Origin of the sequence: Micromonospora sp. NPDC051141 (genome assembly GCF_044455765.1) — a bacterium.
In the GTDB taxonomy this organism is placed as follows: Bacteria; Actinomycetota; Actinomycetes; order Mycobacteriales; family Micromonosporaceae; genus Micromonospora.
In genome coordinates, this window is record NZ_JBITFD010000018.1 from 73,615 (window position 1) to 91,148 (window position 17,534).

At 75.9% G+C, this 17,534-nt stretch carries 13 protein-coding genes; 1 reads left to right on the forward strand and 12 read right to left on the reverse strand.

Translation table 11 applies throughout. The features are described 5' to 3' along the window. Positions 1-14: 14 nt before the first annotated feature. From ACIA6B_RS28150 to ACIA6B_RS28175, 6 genes are all read right to left on the reverse strand, one after another. Positions 15-1,166, reverse strand: coding sequence for an FHA domain-containing protein (locus ACIA6B_RS28150; protein ID WP_396777866.1), 1,152 nt, complete (start codon positions 1,164-1,166; stop codon positions 15-17). Positions 1,167-1,376: 210 nt separating this feature from the next. Beyond that, the gene (locus ACIA6B_RS28155) at positions 1,377-2,429 is read right to left on the reverse strand and encodes a fatty acid desaturase family protein (RefSeq protein ID WP_396777868.1); all 1,053 of its coding nucleotides are present in this window, start codon (positions 2,427-2,429) and stop codon (positions 1,377-1,379) included. 140 nt (positions 2,430-2,569) lie between these two features. Next, complete coding sequence (locus ACIA6B_RS28160) at positions 2,570-6,436, reverse strand: SCO7613 C-terminal domain-containing membrane protein (RefSeq protein WP_396777870.1); 3,867 nt, start codon at positions 6,434-6,436, stop codon at positions 2,570-2,572. A 47-nt stretch (positions 6,437-6,483) separates the two neighbouring features. Continuing rightward, entirely contained in the window at positions 6,484-6,804 is a 321-nt protein-coding gene (gene cutA, locus ACIA6B_RS28165) for a divalent-cation tolerance protein CutA (RefSeq protein ID WP_396777872.1), read from the reverse strand. 56 nt (positions 6,805-6,860) lie between these two features. Then, positions 6,861-7,883: a 1-acyl-sn-glycerol-3-phosphate acyltransferase gene (locus tag ACIA6B_RS28170; protein ID WP_396777874.1), complete on the reverse strand. Its 1,023-nt coding sequence runs from the start codon at positions 7,881-7,883 to the stop codon at positions 6,861-6,863. Continuing rightward, positions 7,883-8,716, reverse strand: coding sequence for a patatin-like phospholipase family protein (locus ACIA6B_RS28175; RefSeq protein ID WP_396777876.1), 834 nt, complete (start codon positions 8,714-8,716; stop codon positions 7,883-7,885). Before ACIA6B_RS28175 ends, ACIA6B_RS28170 begins: the two co-directional genes overlap by 1 nt. A 163-nt stretch (positions 8,717-8,879) precedes the next feature. On the opposite strand from ACIA6B_RS28175, the gene ACIA6B_RS28180 reads away from it, so the two are divergent. After that, positions 8,880-10,433: a serine/threonine-protein kinase gene (locus ACIA6B_RS28180; protein ID WP_396777878.1), complete on the forward strand. Its 1,554-nt coding sequence runs from the start codon at positions 8,880-8,882 to the stop codon at positions 10,431-10,433. A gap of 4 nt (positions 10,434-10,437) precedes the next feature. Here the strand turns inward: ACIA6B_RS28180 and ACIA6B_RS28185 are convergent, their stop codons facing one another. The 6 genes from ACIA6B_RS28185 to ACIA6B_RS28210 form a co-directional block, all read right to left on the reverse strand. Beyond that, entirely contained in the window at positions 10,438-11,499 is a 1,062-nt protein-coding gene (locus tag ACIA6B_RS28185; protein WP_396777999.1) for a glycosyltransferase family 4 protein, read from the reverse strand. Between the two features lie 381 nt (positions 11,500-11,880). Beyond that, a complete protein-coding gene (locus ACIA6B_RS28190; RefSeq protein WP_396777880.1) occupies positions 11,881-13,545 on the reverse strand; it encodes a trypsin-like peptidase domain-containing protein in 1,665 nt (554 codons plus the stop codon). Between the two features lie 62 nt (positions 13,546-13,607). Continuing rightward, the gene (locus tag ACIA6B_RS28195) at positions 13,608-15,158 is read right to left on the reverse strand and encodes a sensor histidine kinase (RefSeq protein WP_396777882.1); all 1,551 of its coding nucleotides are present in this window, start codon (positions 15,156-15,158) and stop codon (positions 13,608-13,610) included. Beyond that, the gene (locus ACIA6B_RS28200; protein WP_107160940.1) at positions 15,155-15,856 is read right to left on the reverse strand and encodes a response regulator transcription factor; all 702 of its coding nucleotides are present in this window, start codon (positions 15,854-15,856) and stop codon (positions 15,155-15,157) included. Before ACIA6B_RS28200 ends, ACIA6B_RS28195 begins: the two co-directional genes overlap by 4 nt. A gap of 63 nt (positions 15,857-15,919) precedes the next feature. Further along, positions 15,920-16,540 (reverse strand): PadR family transcriptional regulator, encoded by a 621-nt coding sequence (locus ACIA6B_RS28205; protein WP_396777884.1) that lies wholly within the window; start codon positions 16,538-16,540, stop codon positions 15,920-15,922. After that, positions 16,537-17,376, reverse strand: a complete 840-nt coding sequence (locus ACIA6B_RS28210; RefSeq protein WP_396777886.1) for a DUF4097 family beta strand repeat-containing protein — start codon at positions 17,374-17,376, stop codon at positions 16,537-16,539. The genes ACIA6B_RS28205 and ACIA6B_RS28210 overlap by 4 nt, the downstream gene beginning before the upstream one ends. Between the last annotated feature and the right edge of the window lie 158 nt (positions 17,377-17,534).

Consider the following 17,534-nt stretch of genomic DNA (forward strand, 5'->3'; position numbering starts at 1 on the left):
TTCGCGTTCGTGGGTCAGGGACGCGGCAGCCGCATCGCCATGGTCGGCGCCTCGGCCATCACCGAGTTCGGCGTGTACGTCGCGTCGCTGGCCGTCTCGGCGGCCCGCCCGATCTGCACGCCCGGGTACAGCTCGATCAGGTCGCCCTCGCCCAACGCCCGGGACTGCTGGGGCGGCAGCGGGATCCGCTCCGTCTCGACCATCGACCCGCCCGGCCGGACGCCGGAGCCGTTGGTGCTGGTGTCGGTGACCACCACCTCGCCACCGCGCCCCAGGTCGAACCGGACGTGGCTGCGGCTGATCCAGCGGCGGGCCTCGTCGTTGAGCCACTGGCCGAGCGTCACGTTGCCCGGGCCGTCCGGGGCCCGGCCGACCGCCACCGGCTCGGCCTCGCTGAGCACGAACCGTTTCCGCACCAACCCGCCGATCCGCACCGCCAGCACCTCGCTGCGCGGGCGCTGCCCGGCGTCGGAGAGGCGGCTGCCGTGCCGGGGGCAGGTCGGCGCGCCGGTGCGCAACGTGGGCGGCGGCTGCTCGGACGGGGCCCGGTCGATCGCGGCCAGGTCGGCGAAGGCGCCGCCACCCCCGCCGCCACCGAACAGCGCGCAGCCCGGCTCGGGGCAGCGCCACTGCCGGGAGAGCAGCTTGACGCCGGCCGGCGAGCGGGTGCCGGTGACCGGGTCCTGGCCGCCGCCGACGTGCGCGATGAACACCGGCCCGCCGGCGCCGGGCACCGGCGCGAGCACCCGGCCGGCCTGGCCGACCCACGGGTAACGGCCGATGACCCCGTCCAGCCGGGCGCGGGTGAGCACCGGCAGGCCGAGCAGGTCGGCCACCTCCAGCATCCGGTCGCCGGGCTGGTCGAGCACCTCCACCAGGCCGTCGTCGGCCCAGCGGCGGACCACCATCCGCTCGTTGGAGGTCAGGTCGGCGTCGGACAGCAGCGCCCGGTGCACGATCGCGTAGACCTGGACGCTGTCCTCGCCGATCTGCCGGGACAACGCGTCGATCACCATCCCGAGCCGCAGCAGGCTGGCCGGCCGCCCGCCGTCCAGGTTCTGCCAGCGGATCACCTCGGCCAGGTCGACCACGGCCCGCGCCAGCAACGGGTCGGTGCAGACCCGTCCCTCGATGGCGTCCAGCACCTTGCTGATCTCGAATCTCATGCCGCGCTCCGCACCATGTCGTCGCTTGACCCGGCCGGGGCCGGTCGCCCACCGGGCCGCGCGTCACCCCGGCGACGCGCCGTCCCACCACTGCGACGACCCTACCGGCCGCGTCCGACGGCGGCGTTCCCCCGCACGCCGGAAGCGGCGCACGCCACCGGCCGGGCCGGGCGGGGGCACCCCCTCGACGCCCCTGCCCGGCCGCCCGACTCAGCCCGCGCGCAGCGGTCGCCCCACGTCGTGCAGGTGCGCCAACCCCTGCCGGTACGACTCGACCAGCCCGGCCTCCGCGTACGGGATGCCCTGCTCGGCGCAGTACGCCCGGACCAGCGGGCGGGCCCGGCGCAGGTTGGCGCGCGGCAGGTTCGGGAACAGGTGGTGCTCGATCTGGTGGTTGAGGCCGCCCAACGCCAGGTCGACGAACCGGCCGCCGCGCACGTTGCGGGCCGTGAGCACCTGCTTGCGCAGGTAGTCAAGGTCGTCGTCGGCGGTGGGCATCGGCATGCCCTTGTGGTTCGGGGCGAACGCGCACCCCATGTAGAGCCCCCAGAGTCCCTGGTGCACGGCGGCGAAAAGCAGCGCCTTGCCCGGTGACATCACCGCCAGCAGCAGGCCGACGTAGCCGGAGGTGTGTGCCGCGAGCAGCGTCGCCTCCACGGCCCGGTGCCGCACCGGGACGCGCCACCGGCCGTCCGGCTGCCGACCGGCCAGCGCCCGGATGCTCGCCACGTGCAGCGCCAGCCCCTCCAGCAGCAGCATCGGGAAGAACAGCCACGCCTGCCGCCGGGCCAGCCACCGGCTCAGTCCCCGGGTCGCCTGCGCCTGCTCGTACGTCCAGACCAACGCGCCCGCGCCGACGTCCGGGTCCTCGTCGGCGTGGTTCGGGTTGGCGTGGTGCCGGTTGTGCTTCTCCACCCACCAGCCGTAACTCAGCCCCACGGCGAGGTTCCCGGCGACCAGGCCGGCCACCTCGCTGGGCCCGCGCCGGCGGAACATCTGCCGGTGCCCGGCGTCGTGCCCGAGGAACGCCACCTGGGTGGTGGCCACCGCCATGACGGCCGCCAGCGGCAGTTGCCACCAGGAGTCGCCGACGGCCGCCACCACCGCCCAGCCGGCCAGGAACGCGCCCAGGGTGAGCGCGATGCGGACCGCGTACCGGCCCGGCCGCCGCTCGAACAACCCGGCCTCGGCGACCCGGCGGGACAGCCGCGCGTAGTCGCTGCCCCGCCGGCCCTCGGATGCCGCCACCGTCGAAGTCGTCATCCGCCATCGCCCCCGCCCTGCCATGGGCCACATCCAGTCGTGACCCTCGGTGACCAGCCTGTCGAATTTCGTGGCCCTGGGTAATCCCGCCATCCCCCGAACCGCAGGTGGTGCTGTCCCCACCCCGGCGACGGGACCGGTCAGGTCAGGCGGGTGACGGCGGCACGCAGGCGGGCCAGGTCACGCCGGCGTCGCTCGTACGTGGCGGCCAGACCGATCAGCGCCAGGCCGCCCAGCGCGAGAAAGACCCAGCGGGGCAGCAGGTCCCAGCTCCGGGCCAGTTCGTGCAGCGCCAACGGCACCAGCGTGGCCGCGCCCAGCAGGACCGGCGCCTGCCAGCGCCGGACCGCGCCGCCGAGCACCGCGCCGAGCGCCACCACGCCCAGCGCCAGCCGGCGCAGCGGTTGCGGGTCCGGCGCCGCCAGCACCGAGACCAGGCTGGGCAGCAGCGCCGCGCCGAGCCCCGGGCCGAGCGCCAGCCAGCTCGTCAGTCCGGGCCGGCGCCGCAGCGCGAGCAGGCCCGCGCCGAGGGCGAGCGCCGCCGCCGGCACCGTGTACGCCTCCAGCACCGCCACCCCGCCGGCCGCCAGCAGCAGCCAGCCGCCGAGCAGCTCGCTGCCGCCCGCGACCGCCGCGAGAGCGGCACGCCGGGCCGGCGTCTCACCACGGCGCAGCACCCGGACCGCCACGACCACGCCCCAGAGCGCGCAGACCGCCGCCGCGTACCGCAGCGCGCCGCCGGTGAGCAGCAGCGCGAGCAGCGCCACCGCCTGCGCCACCCCCTCCAGCACCGCACTCGCCCCCACCGTCGCCGCCGCCCCCACCGTCCACAGCGTCGATCTTGGAGTTGTGGCGCCCGCGATGTCGGGATCACGCCTTTTGCGAACGACCACAAGTCCAAGATCGACGATCCGAGGGGTGGCCCCCAACGCTGGCGCCGCGTGCAGGGTCACCGCCGCGACGGCCAGCACCGCGAACCCGGCGGTACGCAACGGCAGGCCGCCGGCCAACGGCGCGGTGACCGCGAAGCCGGTGGCCGCGGCCACCGCGCCCAGCCAACCGGCGAGCCGGACCGCGCCCGACCACCCGGCCCGGCCCACCACCACGCCGGCCACCACCAGCGCCCCCAGCCCGGCCAACGTCCCCGCCCGGGTGGCGACCAGCCCGCCGAACCCGAACCCGCCGAGCAGCGCCCCCGACAGCACCAGCACCGGCAACCACCAGCCCGGAGCCGACGCCGGACCCGCCCCCACCGGGTTCGCCGTCGGCGCCGGACGCGCCCCCGCCAGGCCCGGGGCCGACGTCGGAACCGCCGGATTCGCCCCCGCCAGGCCCGGGGCCGACGTCGGAACCGCCCCCACCGGGGCGACGCCGCCGGCACCCACCGTCGACACCGGACGCCCGCCCACCGGGGCGGCCGGCCCCGGACCCACCGCGAACGTCGAAGCGTCGCCCACCGGGGCGGCCGGGCCCGGACCCGCTGCGGCGGCGGTCAGCAGCGCGGCCAGGCCGGTGCCGAACGCCACCGCCGGCACCACCGGCCAGGGCGCGTCGGCCGCCGCGAGCAGCACCGGCAGGGCCACCGCGCCGAACGGCAGCGCCGCCCGCACGCGCCGGCCGACCGGCGTCCCGATCCGGGCGTACGCCGCCGCGGCGACGCCCAGCAGCAGCAGGGTCAACCCGGCCCGGGCCGCCTCCGCCGGAGCCGCCGTGCCGGCCGGCGCCCCGGACCAGGGCCGGACCGACAGCTCCCCCAGCACCGCCAGCGCGCCCGGCGCGGCGGCCAGCCCCGCCAGCCCGGCCAGCGCCGCGCCGACCACCCGCGGGGCGTACGCCGGCCGGGTCGTCCCGCCACCGGCGGCCAGTGCCAGCAGCACTCCCGCCGCGGCGTAGAGCGCCACCGGTTCCCGGCCCGGCACGACCAGCGGCCCGAGGCCGAGTGCGGCGAGCGCGACCGCGAGCGCCGTCGAGGCGTACCCGGTCAGGTCGGGCCACCGGCGGCGGACCGCCGGCACGGCGACCACCGGCACCACGACGGCGACCGCCCCGCCCCGCAGTTGCCACCAGGTCGGCGCGTCCAGGCCGAGCAGCGCGACGGCCACCGCCGCCGGTACGGCGAGCAGCGCCACGGCCAGCGCCAGCCCGGCGACGACCGGCTGGGCGCCCGCACCGCGCCGGCCGAGCGCCGCCACCGCCACGCCGAGCACTGCCGTCACCGCGAGCACCGCGACGGCACCGGCCGGCGCGGCGCAGCCGACCAGCAGCGCATGCCCGACCAGCACCGCGCCGGTCGACGCGGCGACTCCGACGACGACCCGGCCCCGGCGCGGCCGAGCCACCGCGCCCAGCAGCAGCGCGGCGGCGACCGTGAGGTCGGCGACCAGCACCGCCGGCCACGGCGTGCCCACCACGGCCGGCGCGGCGAGGACGGTCAACCCGGCGGTCACGACCCCGACCAGCGGCCGGGCGGCCCGGGGCGTCAGCAGCGCCACCGCGCCGGCGACGAGCAGCAACGCGGGCGGCAACTGCCAGCCCCAGGAGGGAACGGACCCGACCGGCCGGTCCCGGAGCGCGGCGACCGCGACCGCCGCGGCCGTCACCCCGGTCAGCACGACGGTGGCCTGTCCCAGCCCGGCGGCCACCACGAGCGCACCGATCCGCGGCCCGGTCCGCAGCCGCGCCGGAAGCGCCCGGACCGCGCCGGCCAGCACCGCCACCGTGAGCCCGGCCGCGAGCAGCAGCAGCCCGGGACGCTCGGCGGCGACCGGACGCACCAGCGCGGCGGCCAGCACCGGCACCAGCAGCCCGGCGGCCACCGCGCGCCACGTCCGGCCACCGGCCGCGTACGCGCCCGCGACCAGGGCGAGCGCCACCACCAGCAGCGGACCGCCGGCCAGCAGCGGGGTGCCGGCCGCGCGGCCGACCGCCAGCGGCACCAGCGCGAAGCCGGCGGCCAGGGCCAGCGCCGCGCCGTGCCCGAGCCAGCCCAGCACCTGCCCGGCCCACACCGCCCCGCCGGCCGGGCCCGTGCCGGCGCCGCTCCCCAGGCGCGCGCCGCCGGCACGGGCGGTCCGGCGGCGCAGGGCGACCACCACCGCCAGGTCACCGAGCGCCAGCACGGTCAGGGCCAACGCCCAACCGGCCGCCGCCGGCCGGGCCCCCGCCACCGCCAGCGGCAGCACCGGCTGGGCCGCCAGCCACGCCGCGAACCACGGCGCGGTCAGGCGGCTGAGTCGCCCGTAGCCGGCCGCCACGGCAGCGCTGACGGCCGCGACCAGGGCGGCGTACCGGCTGCCCGGCCAGCCGGCCACCCCGAACAGGTCCACCGACCACGCGGCGTACCCGTCCAGGAGCACCAGCAGCAGTCCCACCGCGGCGATCGTCTCGGCGGTGCCGCGCAGCCCGCGCGCCCGGGCCAGCAACGGCGCGGCGAGCGCCAGCACGGTGACGGCGAGCAGAATCAGCGCCCGGCCGGCCACCCCGAACGCGGCCCAGGCGACCGCGGTGAAGACGATCGCGGCGGTGCCGAGCAGCAGCCCACCGAGCACGAAGAGCAGACCCTGCACCGCCCGGCCGGACGTCTCCGCGCCACCGGCGCGGGCCGGCCCGGCGACGGGCGGCACCGGCCGCACCGGCCGCACCGGCCGCACCGGCTGCGGCGGCGTCCCGGCGGTGATCGGCGTCCCGGCGGTGATCGGCGTCCCGGCGGTGATCGGCGTCCCGGCGGTGATCGGCGTCCCGGCGGTGATCGGACGGGGCGCGGGGATCTCCAGGCGGATCCGGGCGGCCAGCGCCGCCCGTCGCTGCCGGACCGTGGACAGCCGGCCGGCCAGCTCCTGGTACGCGACCCGGGCCGCGTCCACCCGTGGGGTCAGCGCGACGATCTCCCGGTCCAGCCGGACCACCTCGGCGGCGGGCGGGTAGGGCGGGCGACCGCAGGCGCGGCAGCCGGCGACGAGGTCGGCCGGTGCGCCGCATCCGGGGCAGGGGTAGCCGGTGTTCTCCACCCGGTCAGCCTCGCCGGTGGCGGGGCGGGCGGACAGAGTAGGGGTACCTAGGGACGGGTGTGTTCGCGTACCCAGGCGGTGTAGTCCGGGTTGCCGCTGTCCTCCCGGGCGACCAGGATCTCCGGCACCTCGTACGGGTGGCTGGCCCGGATCTGGTCGACGAGCGCGTCCACCCGGTCCGGCGTGGTCTTGAAACGCACCGACCACTCGGCGGTGGTCTGGATCGCCGACTGCCACCAGTAGGTGCTGTCCACCGGGCCGCCGACCTGGGCACACGCCGCCAGACGGCCGGCGACGGCCGCAGCCGCCAACACGTCCGCCACCCGGCGGGCATCCACCACCGTCGTCACCACGCAGATCTGCTCCACCAGCGCACCCTACGCGGCGTCCGGGCCGCGCCGCCGCAACCGGGCGCGAAAGCCGCTCAGGCGTCGGCCGTGCCGTCCCGGGTGGCGGCGATCCATTTGTCGATCCGGGCCCACCAGTCGAACAGCCAGTCGATGCGCTCCTGCTCACCGGCGGGGATCTCCTCCGGCGGCACGGACCAGAACCGCATCACGATCCGCTTGTCCATCGGCAGCTCACGCCACACGTCCGCGACCGTGAGCAACTGGTCCAGGCCGGTGTGCGCCACGAAGATCACCCCGGCGTCCGGCGCGGCGTCCAGCGCGGCCAGCAGTCCACCGGGCTGCGGGGCGAGCACGTGCTGCATCCGCTCGGCCCGCAGCGCCATCCGCTCCAGCCCGAGCGACCGCAGCCGGGCGATCGCCCGCAGTCGGCGCGACGGGGTGAAGTTGCCGCCCTCCGGGAAGATCACGAAGGCGTCGTCGTCGTCGAGGCCGGTGGCCAGGTGGCTGATCTGCCGTACCGCCGAGTCCCGGCCGTCCGCGCCGGGCGCGATGAACCGGTTGGGCAGCCGGTTGAGCAGCACGTCGATCGCCGGGTCCCACTGGAGGCTCTCCTTGAGCACGATCCGGGGCTCCCGGTGGAACCAGTTCACCAGCGCGTGGATCAGGATGAACGAGTCACCCGGCCCGGCGTGCCGGCAGAGCACCAGCTCGGGACGGCCGGGCAGCGCGGTGTCCGGATCGGTGCCGACCACGTCGATGCTCAGCCGCAGTGTCCACCGGGCCTGCCAGAACAACACCCGCAGGAAGCGGCCGGCGACCACGTAGTGGGCCCGCTGGAACGCCGGCGACCGCTTGTACCGGCCGAACCCGGCGGCCAGCCAGAGCACGAAGAGGGTGAGCAGCGCGGCGGCGTCCCAGACCAGGTAGACGGTGCCGATCCAGAGCAGCCGCAGCGGGCGCAGCCGCCCCGGCACCAGCGGCGACGCGGCCAACGCCAGCAGCGCCCAACCGGGCAGCGTGGTGACCACGACGACGGCGAGCAGCACGACGCCGGGCGCGAACAGCAGCCGGCGTAACCAGCGGGGTGGCAGCGGCATCAACGCTCCAGCGCGGTGTCCAGGTAACGGCGGGAGGCGGTGTACGCCCGGCTGATCCGCCGCCCCACGGCCGCCATGTCCCGGTACGCCCACGGGCTGTCGTCGCGCGGATCCAGGCCGCCGGTCGGCAGCACGTGCACCTCGACGCCGTCGGGCAGCGCCGCCATCTCCCGGGCGAACCGGTGCCGGCGGGCGATCTCGAACGCGACCTGGGCGACCTCCCACGGCCGACGCGGCGGGCTCAGCTCACGCTCGATCCGGCCCACCTGGAGCACGAAGATCCGCGTCGCGCCGGCCGCCACCGCCTCGCCGACCGGGATCGAGTTGACCACCCCGCCGTCGATGTAGTGCTGGCCGGCGATCTGGGCGGGTGGCAGCAGCCCGGGCACCGAGGCGGACGCGAGCACCGCCGGCACCACCGGCCCGTCGGAGAACCAGTACTCGGCGGCGCGCTCGATGTTCGCCGCGCAGCACCGGAACGGCACGGCCAGGTCGGCGAAGGTGGTCGCCTCACCCAGTTCGCTCTCCAGCAGGCGGCGCAGCGGGCGGGGCGAGTGCAGGTGGGTCCGCGCGGCGAAGCGGCGTAGCTGCCGGGCGACCGAGTCGCCGTACACCTCGCTCGCCTCCGGGGAGGCCCAGAGCCGGACCAGCCGGTCGGTGACCGCCTCGGTCGGGTCGGCGGCGACCAGGGCGCCGTTGACCGCGCCGATCGAGGTGCCGAGCACCAGGTCGGGCCGGATCCGGGCGCGGAACAGAGCGCGCAGCATGCCGACCTCGACCGCCCCCAGCACTCCCCCGCCGCCGAGCACGAACGCCACCGGACCGCCTGCCATGCCGTTCATCCTGGCACGGGGCGCACGGTCCGGCCCGGCGTGCCCGGCCGGGCACGGTGCGCCACGGTCGACGCGCGGATCGTGACGGGCTTCCGGACGCCCGTTGACAGGCCGGACACATTCCCGCAACCTGGTAGCGCTCCCGAGCCCAGGCAGGTGCGAGGTGAAGGCGACACTCCAAGCCGGCCGTCTGCTGGCCCGGCGGTACCGGCTCATCGACCGGATCGGCGCCGGCGGCATGTCGGTGATCTGGCGGGCCCGCGACGAGGTGCTCGACCGGGTGGTGGCGGTGAAGGTGCTCGCCCCCTCGCTCGCCGCCGACGCCCGGTTCCGCGACATGGTGCGCGAGGAGGCCCGCTCGGCCGCGCAGCTCGACCACCCGCACGTCACCGCCGTGCACGACTACGGCGAGACGGTCGCGCCGGACGGCTCGATCACCTCGTTCGTGGTGATGGAGCTGCTCAGCGGCGAGGAGTTGGAGCACCGGCTGACCGAGGGGCCACTGCCCTGGGCGGCGGCGGTGGAGACGGGCGCGCAGGTGGCCGAGGCGCTGGCCGCGGCGCACCGGCTCGGCATCGTGCACCGCGACGTCACCCCGGCCAACGTGATGATGACCGGCGTCGGGGCGAAGGTGCTCGACTTCGGCATCGCCACCCGGGTCGGGGCACCGGACGAGGACGAGGACGGCGGCACGTTCGGCACCCCGGCGTACGTCGCGCCGGAACGGCTGGACGGGGCGCCGGCCCAGCCCGCCACCGACGTCTACTCGCTGGGCGTGCTGCTCTTCGAGACGCTGACCGGCCAGCCGCCGTACCCGGCGGACACCTGGGAGCAGCTCAGCGCCGCGTTGGCGGAGCACGCGCCGCCCACGCTGGACGGCGTACCCGGACTGCCCCGGCCGGTTGCGGAGATCTGCCTGCGCTGCCTGGCCCGCGATCCGCGGGACCGGCCCACCGCGCACCGGGTGGCGGCGGTGCTCCGCGACCAGTTGCTTCCCGCCGATCCGCAGGCCGCCACCATGCTGGCGCCGACCATGACGCTGCCCGCGCTGAGCCGGGCGGCGGCCCCGCCGACCCAGCCGGTCCCCGTCCCGCCCGCCCCGGCGGCCCGGCCCGGCCCGGCGGGCGGACCCGGTCCGGCGGCCCAGCCCGGTTCGGCGGCCCAGCCCGGTTCGGCGGCCCAGCCCGGTTCGGCGGACGGACCGGCGCCGGTCGGAGGGCCGGGCCGACGCCGTGTCCTCGCGCTGACGGGGGCCGGGGTGGTGCTGGTGGCCGCCGCCGCGTTGCTGGTGCCGGCGCTGACGCCGGACCGGCCGGTCGAGCCCCGGGTGCTGCCGACCGCCGGGCCGGTGGAGACACCCACCGGCGTGCCGACCGGTGACGGGAACCCGGCCACCACGCCGCCGCCCGAGCCGACCCGTGCGCCGGCCAGCACCGTCCCGGCCGCGCCGACCGACGAGCCGGCGGACGCGGCCGAGCGGGTGGACGGTCTGATCGAGGCCGGGCTGACCGACGGTCAGATCCGCAGCGACGTCGGGGTGGACCTGCGCAACCTGCTGCGCAACGCGGTGGCCGCGAGCGGCGAGGACGAGGTGACCGCCGCGGTGGAGCGACTCCGCGGCAAGATCGCCGAGCGTCGGCGCGAGGGCAGCATCACCCCCGGGTACGCGCGGCAACTCGACGCCGCGGCGGCGGCGCTCGTGGTCGGGCGCGCCTGACCGGTCAACCGGCGACGAGCGGTGCGACCGCCCGCGGGCCGCCGGTCGTCGCCCGCCCGGCCAGGAAGCTGCGGTACACCGCCTCGTAGCCGGCGGCCATCCGCTCCACCGAGAAGCTCTCGGCGACGTGCGCGACGCAGTCGGCCGGGTCCAGGTCGACTACCGCGCGCAGCGCCGCCGGCAACTCGTCGGCGTGGTCGCACACCAGCCCGGTGACCCCGGACCGGACCAGTTCCGGCACCGCGCCCCGGCGCAACGCCACCACCGGCGTACCGGTCGCCATGGCCTCCACCATCACCATGCCGAACGGCTCCGCCCACTGGATCGGCATGATCAGGCACCGCGCGTCGAGCAGCAGCCGCAGCACCGCCTCGCGCTCGGCGTTCACCACAAGCGTGACGTCCTCGCCCAGCAACGGCTCCACCACCTGCTCCAGGTAGCGGCGCTCGGTCGGCTCGTTGCACTTGCCGGCCAGGGTGAGCGGCAGCCCGGCCGCCCGGCAGGCCCGGATCGCCACGTCGGGGCCCTTGTCCGGGCTGAACCGGGCGAGCCAGAGCACCGGCCCGGCCCCCGGCGCGCGCTTGTGCGGGAAGTCCCGCAGCGGCATCGCGTTGTGCACCGTGCCGACCCACGGCAGGCCCGGATTCGCCCGGCGCTGGGCGTGCGAGATCGCGATCAGACCCACCCCCCGGTCGGTGTTGCTGAGCACGGTGCCGTACTCGCCGACCGGGTTGCCGTGCACGGTCGCCACGGTCGGCACCCGACGGCGGCCGGCCACCATCGGGCCGATGGTGCTGTGGTCGTGCACCAGGTCGAAGTCGGCCGGGTCGACCAGGTGGTCGACGTGCGCCAGGTGGGCCAGCTCGGGCAGCGACTCACCCAACCGGTCGAACTGCAGCTCGGCGCAGGTGGAGACGAACTCGGCGGCGGTGCCGTGCTCGGTGCCGGCGCCGAACAGCGTCACCGCGTGCCCGCGCTCGACGAGCGCGTCGACCAGCCCGGCCACCAGGGTCTCCAACCCGCCGTAGCCGGGCGGCGGCACCGACAGCCACGGCGGGACCACCATCGCGATCCGGAGCGGCCCGGCCCGCACCCGGCCAGGCGGTGGCTGGTCGACGGCCACGAGTCCCTCCCCCGCTGGTCCCCGGCGTACCCGATCGGCGGCGGGTTCCCGACGCGGCACGCGGTAAACGGCGGTTGCGCCCGGACCGGTCACCGGGCCGGTGACCGGCTCACCCGGACCGGGTGAGGCACGAGGAGGGGGGGGGGGGGGGGGGGGGGGGGGGGGGGGGGGGGGGGGGGGGGGGCGCGGGGCGCGCGCCCCCGCCCCCCCCCGCGGCGGGGGGGGGGGGGGGGGGGGCGGCGCGCCCCCCCCCCCCCCCCCCCCCCCCCCCCCCCCCCCCCCCCCCCCCCCCCCCCCCCCCGGGAGGGAGGTAGGTCTTGCGGACTATGACGTTTCGGCGAGCGTTACGGTTGCCGTCTCGTCGGATCCGTTTCGCTTGAACTGAAGTTCGACCCGGTCGCCGACCTTGCCGGCCTGCACGGCGCCGACCAGATCGTTGGAATCGTTGATCACCTTGTCACCGAACTTGGTGATCACGTCACCCCGCTGGATCCCGGCCTTCTCGGCGGCGCTGCCCGGGGTGACCGCGGCGACCATCGCGCCACCGTCCTCCGCGGCGTTCACGCTGACCCCGAGCGACGGGTGGCTGATCTTCTCGCCGCGCTGGAGCTTCTCGGCCACGTCCTTGGCCTTGTTGCTCGGGATGGCGAAGCCGACCCCGATGTTGCCGTTGCTGCCCTGGCCGGCGGTGGCGATCGCGGTGTTGATGCCGATCACCTCGCCCCGGGTGTTGACCAGCGCGCCGCCGGAGTTGCCCGGGTTGATCGGGGCGTCGGTCTGCAACAGGCCGGAGATCGAGCTGGCCCCCTGCTGCGGGGTCTGCTGCTGGCCGCCCTCACCGGCGGAGATGGTGCGGTCGCGGGCGCTGAGGATGCCGGCGGTCACCGAGCCCTGGAGGCCGAGCGGGCTGCCCAGCGCGAGCACCTGGTCACCGACCTGCATGCCGTCGCTGTCGCCGAACTTCGCCGCCTTCAGGTCGCTCACGCCGCTGGCCTTGACCACCGCGAGGTCGGTCTTCGGATCCGTGCCGACGATCTTCGCCGAGGCGGTCTTGCCGTTGGCGAAGACCACCTTCACCGTGTCGCCGCCGGCGGAGGCGACCACGTGGTTGTTGGTCAGCACGAACCCGTCGGCGCTGAGGATCACCCCGGAGCCCTCACCGCTGTCCGTCATGATCGTGACGATGCTGTCCTGCACGGCAGCCGCGATCTTGGGCAGGTCGGCGCTGTTGATCACCGGGGCGGCGGAGTAGGTGCGGGTGACGCCGCCGCCGTCGTCGAGCGCGAGGGCCAGCGCGCCGCCGGCCACGCCCGAGCCCAGCATCAGGGCCAGCGCCAACGCGCCGGCGCCGACGAACTTGCCGGCCCGACTGGGCCGCGCCGGCTGCTGCTGGCCCCACGGCGGGACCGGCTGCCCGGCCTGGTGCGGCTGGTGCGGGGGGTACGGCTGCGCCTGGTACGTCGGAACGGGTCCCCCGGTGTGCGACGACGGGTAGCCGGAGCCGCCCTGCTGCGCCCACCCGCTCTGCTGCGGCGAGCCGTACCAGTTCTGCGGTTGCCCCGAGGCGGGGTACGGCGGCGCGGAGGGCTGGGCGTACGGGCTGCCGGACGGCTGGGCGTACGCGCCACCCGGCGCGTACGGGCTGGCCGGCGCGGCGGAGGACGGCGCGTACGGATTGGCCGGCGCGTCGGACGACGGCGCGTACGGGTTCGCCGGCGCGTCGGACGACGGCGCGTACGGGTTCGCCGGCGCGTCGGACGACGGCGCGTACGGGTTCGCCGGCGCGTCGGACGACGGCGCGTACGGGTTCGCCGGCGCGTCGGCGTGGGCGGTGGTTCCGGCGGCCGGGGAGTCGGCCGGAACCGACGCGGCGGCCGGAGTGGAGTCCGATGTCCCGCTCTCGACGCGGGGCAGCTCGGCGGTGTGGTGCGACGGCTGGGCGTCGGCAGGTGCCGGCGACCGCTGCGGCTCGGTCTCGTGGTCGGTCATGCCTACAGCTTTCCCCGTGGCACTGTCACCAGCCTGGAATCCGCCTGAATGTTTTCTGTAAGTCACTCGCCCGACTCCGGCGTCTCCGGCAGCAGCGGCAGTTTCACCCGGAACGTGGCCCCGCCGCCCGGCGTGGCGACCGCCTCGACGGTGCCGTGGTGCGCCGCCACCAGCGCGGCGACGATGGCCAGGCCGAGGCCGGTGCTGGTCGGTCCGGCGGCCCGGCGGGTCCGTGCGGCGTCCACCCGGTAGAACCGCTCGAAGACCCGCTCGGCCTGCTCCGGGGTCAAGCCGGGCCCGGTGTCCGCCACCTCCACCACCGCGACGTTCCCCGCCTCGGCCCGCAGCCGCAGCGTGACCGCGGCGTCCGGCGGGGTGTGGGTGAGCGCGTTGGTCATCAGGTTGCCGATCACCTGCCGCAGCCGGGCGTCGTCACCGAGCACCACCAGCGGGCCCGCGCCCGGTTCCAGCTCCAACTCGATCCGCCGTTCCGGGTCGACCACCCGGGCCGCCTCCACCGCGTCCGAGGCCAGCACCGGCAGCTCCACCGGGGCCAACGCGATCGGCCGTTCCCGGTCCATCCGCGCCAGCAGCAGCAGGTCCTCCACCAGCAGCCCCATCCGGGACGCCTCGTCCTCGATGCGGCGCAGCAGGTCGGCGGTCTGCTCCGGGGCCCGCGCCGCGCCCTGCCGGTACAGCTCGGCGAAACCCCGGATGGTGGTCAGCGGGGTCCGCAGTTCGTGCGACGCGTCCGCGATGAACTGCCGCATCCGCTCCTCGGACCGGCGGGCCCGCGCCTCGGACGCCTGCGCCAGGGCGGCGGCGTCCCGGGCGCCCGTCTCGGCGCTGCGCGCCGCCGCCTCGGAGGCGGCCCGCGCGGTGAACGCGGCCTCGATCTGGGCCAGCATCGTGTTCAACGCCCGGGAGAGCCGCCCCAGCTCGGAGGTGGGGCAGGCCCGCCCCTCCTCCGGGTCGGGCACCCGCCGGGTCAGGTCGCCGCCGGCGATGGCCCCCGCGGTCCGCTCGATCTCCACGAGCGGCTTGAGACTGGTACGCACGATGCCCGCCCCCACCGACGCCAGGATGATCAGCACCGCGCCGCCCACCAGCAGGTCTATCCAGATGAGCTGCCGGACGGCCTGGTCGACGTCGGTCAGGTGCTCGCCGATCAGCGCCATCTGCCCGTTCGGGAGCTGGGTGTAGAGCACCCGCCACCGCACCGAGCTGTCCCGAGCCCGCACGGTGGACGGGTCGCCGACCCGCTCCTGGAAACCGGCCGCGTTCGCCGGCCACAGGGGCAGGTCCCGTTCCTGGAAGCGACCGTCGTCGAAGGAGTATTTCGCGATCTCGCCGGTGTCGAGGTCGGTCAGCACTACGAGGTAGTCGCTCGGCAGCGTGATGCTGCCGCCGCTCGACGGGAGCGACTGCACCCGGTTCACCGAGTTCCGCAACTCGGCGTCGATCTGCCCGACCAGGTAGCTGTGCAGGAAGTAGGCGGTGGAGACGCTGATCACCAGCAGCGCCGCCGCGACCAGCGCCAGGACGGAGGTGACCAGCTTGAGCCGGAGCGGGATCCCGCGCAGCCAGCTCTTCGCGTCGTGGACGGCGCTCACGCCGCCGGCTTGCGTAGCACGTACCCCACCCCACGCAGCGTGTGGATCAGCCGGGGCTGGGTGTTGTCGACCTTGCGTCGCAGGTAGGAGATGTACGACTCGACGATGTTGTCGTCGCCGCGGAAGTCGTAGTTCCAGACGTGGTCGAGGATCTGCGCCTTGCTGAGCACCCGGTTGGCGTTGAGCATCAGGTAGCGCAGCAGCTTGAACTCGGTCGGCGAGAGCTGCACCCGCTGGCCGGCCCGGTGCACCTCGTGGGTCTCCTCGTCCAGCTCCAGGTCGGCGAACGTGAGCCGGGACGGCGCCTGCTCGCCGGTCGCGGTGCGCCGCAGCACGGCCCGGATGCGGGCGGTCAACTCCTCCAGGCTGAACGGCTTCGTGACGTAGTCGTCGCCGCCCAGCGTCAGCCCGCGGATCTTGTCGTCGGTGGCGTCCCGTGCGGTCAGGAACACCACCGGGGTACGCGTACCGCCCTCGCGGAGCATCCGGATGACCTCGAAGCCGTCGAGGTCGGGCAGCATCACGTCGAGCACGACCAGGTCGGGCCGGTGGTCCTTGGCGGCGTGCAGCGCCGCGCTGCCACTGGTCGCGGTCGCCACGTCGAAGCCCGCGAAGCGCAGGCTCGCGGAGAGCAGTTCGAGGATGTTGGGATCGTCCTCGACGACGAGCAGTCGAGCCTCGGTGTGGGTAGCCGCCATGGCCCCATCATCCGTGCTCCGGCTGCGGTCGCGCTGGGTGGTGGCTGGAAACAACCTGTGAGCTCAGCGGAGCAGTCGCCGCAGCCCGTCGAGCGCGCCGTCGAGCAGCCGGATCGCGGTCCGGAGCTGGTTGTCGCTGAGCCGCCCGGCCCGCACCAGCGCGCCGACCTCGACGGTGAACGCGGCCAGCCGCTCGTCGAACTCGACGAGCAGTGGCGCCTCCGCCGGTCGGGCCGCCCCGTCGTGGTCGCCGGGCCGGGTGGCCGGTGGCGGCGTCCAGCGGCCCTGCCGGGTCTGCCGGGTCACCTCGCGCAGCTCCCGCTTCAGGTCGCGCGCCGAGCCGCGGACCTCGGTGCGGATCTCGCCGGCCAGCGCGGAGAGGTCCTCGACGGAGGCGCTGATGTCGGCCTCCAGCGTGGCCAACTCGTCGGCGCGTTGGCGCAGCTCGGCGCGGCCCGCCTCGGTGATCTCGTAGACCTTGCGCCCGCCCACCGCGGTGTGCGTGACCAACTCCTCCACCTCCAGCCGTTGCAGGCGGGGGTAGATGGTGCCGGCGCTGGGCGCGTACAGGCCGAGGAACCGCTCCTCCAGCAGGCGGATCAGCTCGTAGCCGTGCTTCGGCCCGTCGTCGAGGAGCTTGAGCAGGTAGAGCCGGAGCCGCCCGTGGGTGAACACGGCGGTCACGGCAGGTCCTCCACGTCGTCGGCGTCCGCCACCGGGCGGGCCAGCAGCGCGATGCTGCCGGACGTCGCGGACGCCCAGAGCTTACCCGCGCCCCCGCCCAGCACGCCGTGACTGTCCTTGACCGCGCCGAACCCGTGCTGGCCGCCGCAGATCTGCGGAAAGCCGCTGGTGATCCGGCCGGAGGTGGTGTGCAGGTGCACGCTGAGGTCGCTGTCCTCGCGGACCCGGACGGTGATGCTGCCGGAGATGGCGCTGAGCCGGATCTCGCTGCCCCGCGGATTGTCCAGGTCGCAGGTGATCGAACCGGAGACCGCGTGGGCCCGCACCCGTTCGGGCGCGCTGTCGGCCAGGATCAGCTCCCCGGAGACCGTCTCCAGGTCGAGGTCGCCGCCGATGCCGAGCGCCTCCACCGGACCGGAGACCACCTTGGCGGTGGTGCGTCCGCGCAGCCCCATCAGGGTGACCTGGCCCGAGGTGACGTCGACCCGGGTGTCCCGGCGTAGCCCGGAGGCGACCAGCGCGCCGTCGATCAGGTGCAGGTCGGCGAGCGCCTGGGCCGGCACGGCGACCGACACCTCGGCGCGGAACCGGCGGCGGAGCTGACCGAGCCACCAGAGCACGCCCGGCCAGCGGGGCATCCGCTCGTGCCGGACGGTCAGCCGACCCTCGCGCAGCTCGACCACGACCGGCCGACGGCTGATCCGGGTGACGTCGACCCGGGCCGGACCGTCGGTGGCCACCACGTTGAGCCGGCCGCTGACCAGCCGCACGTCCAGCCGGGTGACCGGCTCGTCGAGCGTGAGCCGGCGCGGACTGTCGACAGTCCAACTGGCCATGGCGTCCTCCCCTCGCCGACGTGCCGGACGACACGTCGCGTGATGGGAGAAGCATAACGCGATACATCGCGACTGAACAAGACTGTGTCGCGTCCCCGACCGGCCACGCCCGGGTGGGTGCACCTGATGTCGCTCCAGCGACCACCAACGCACCCGAA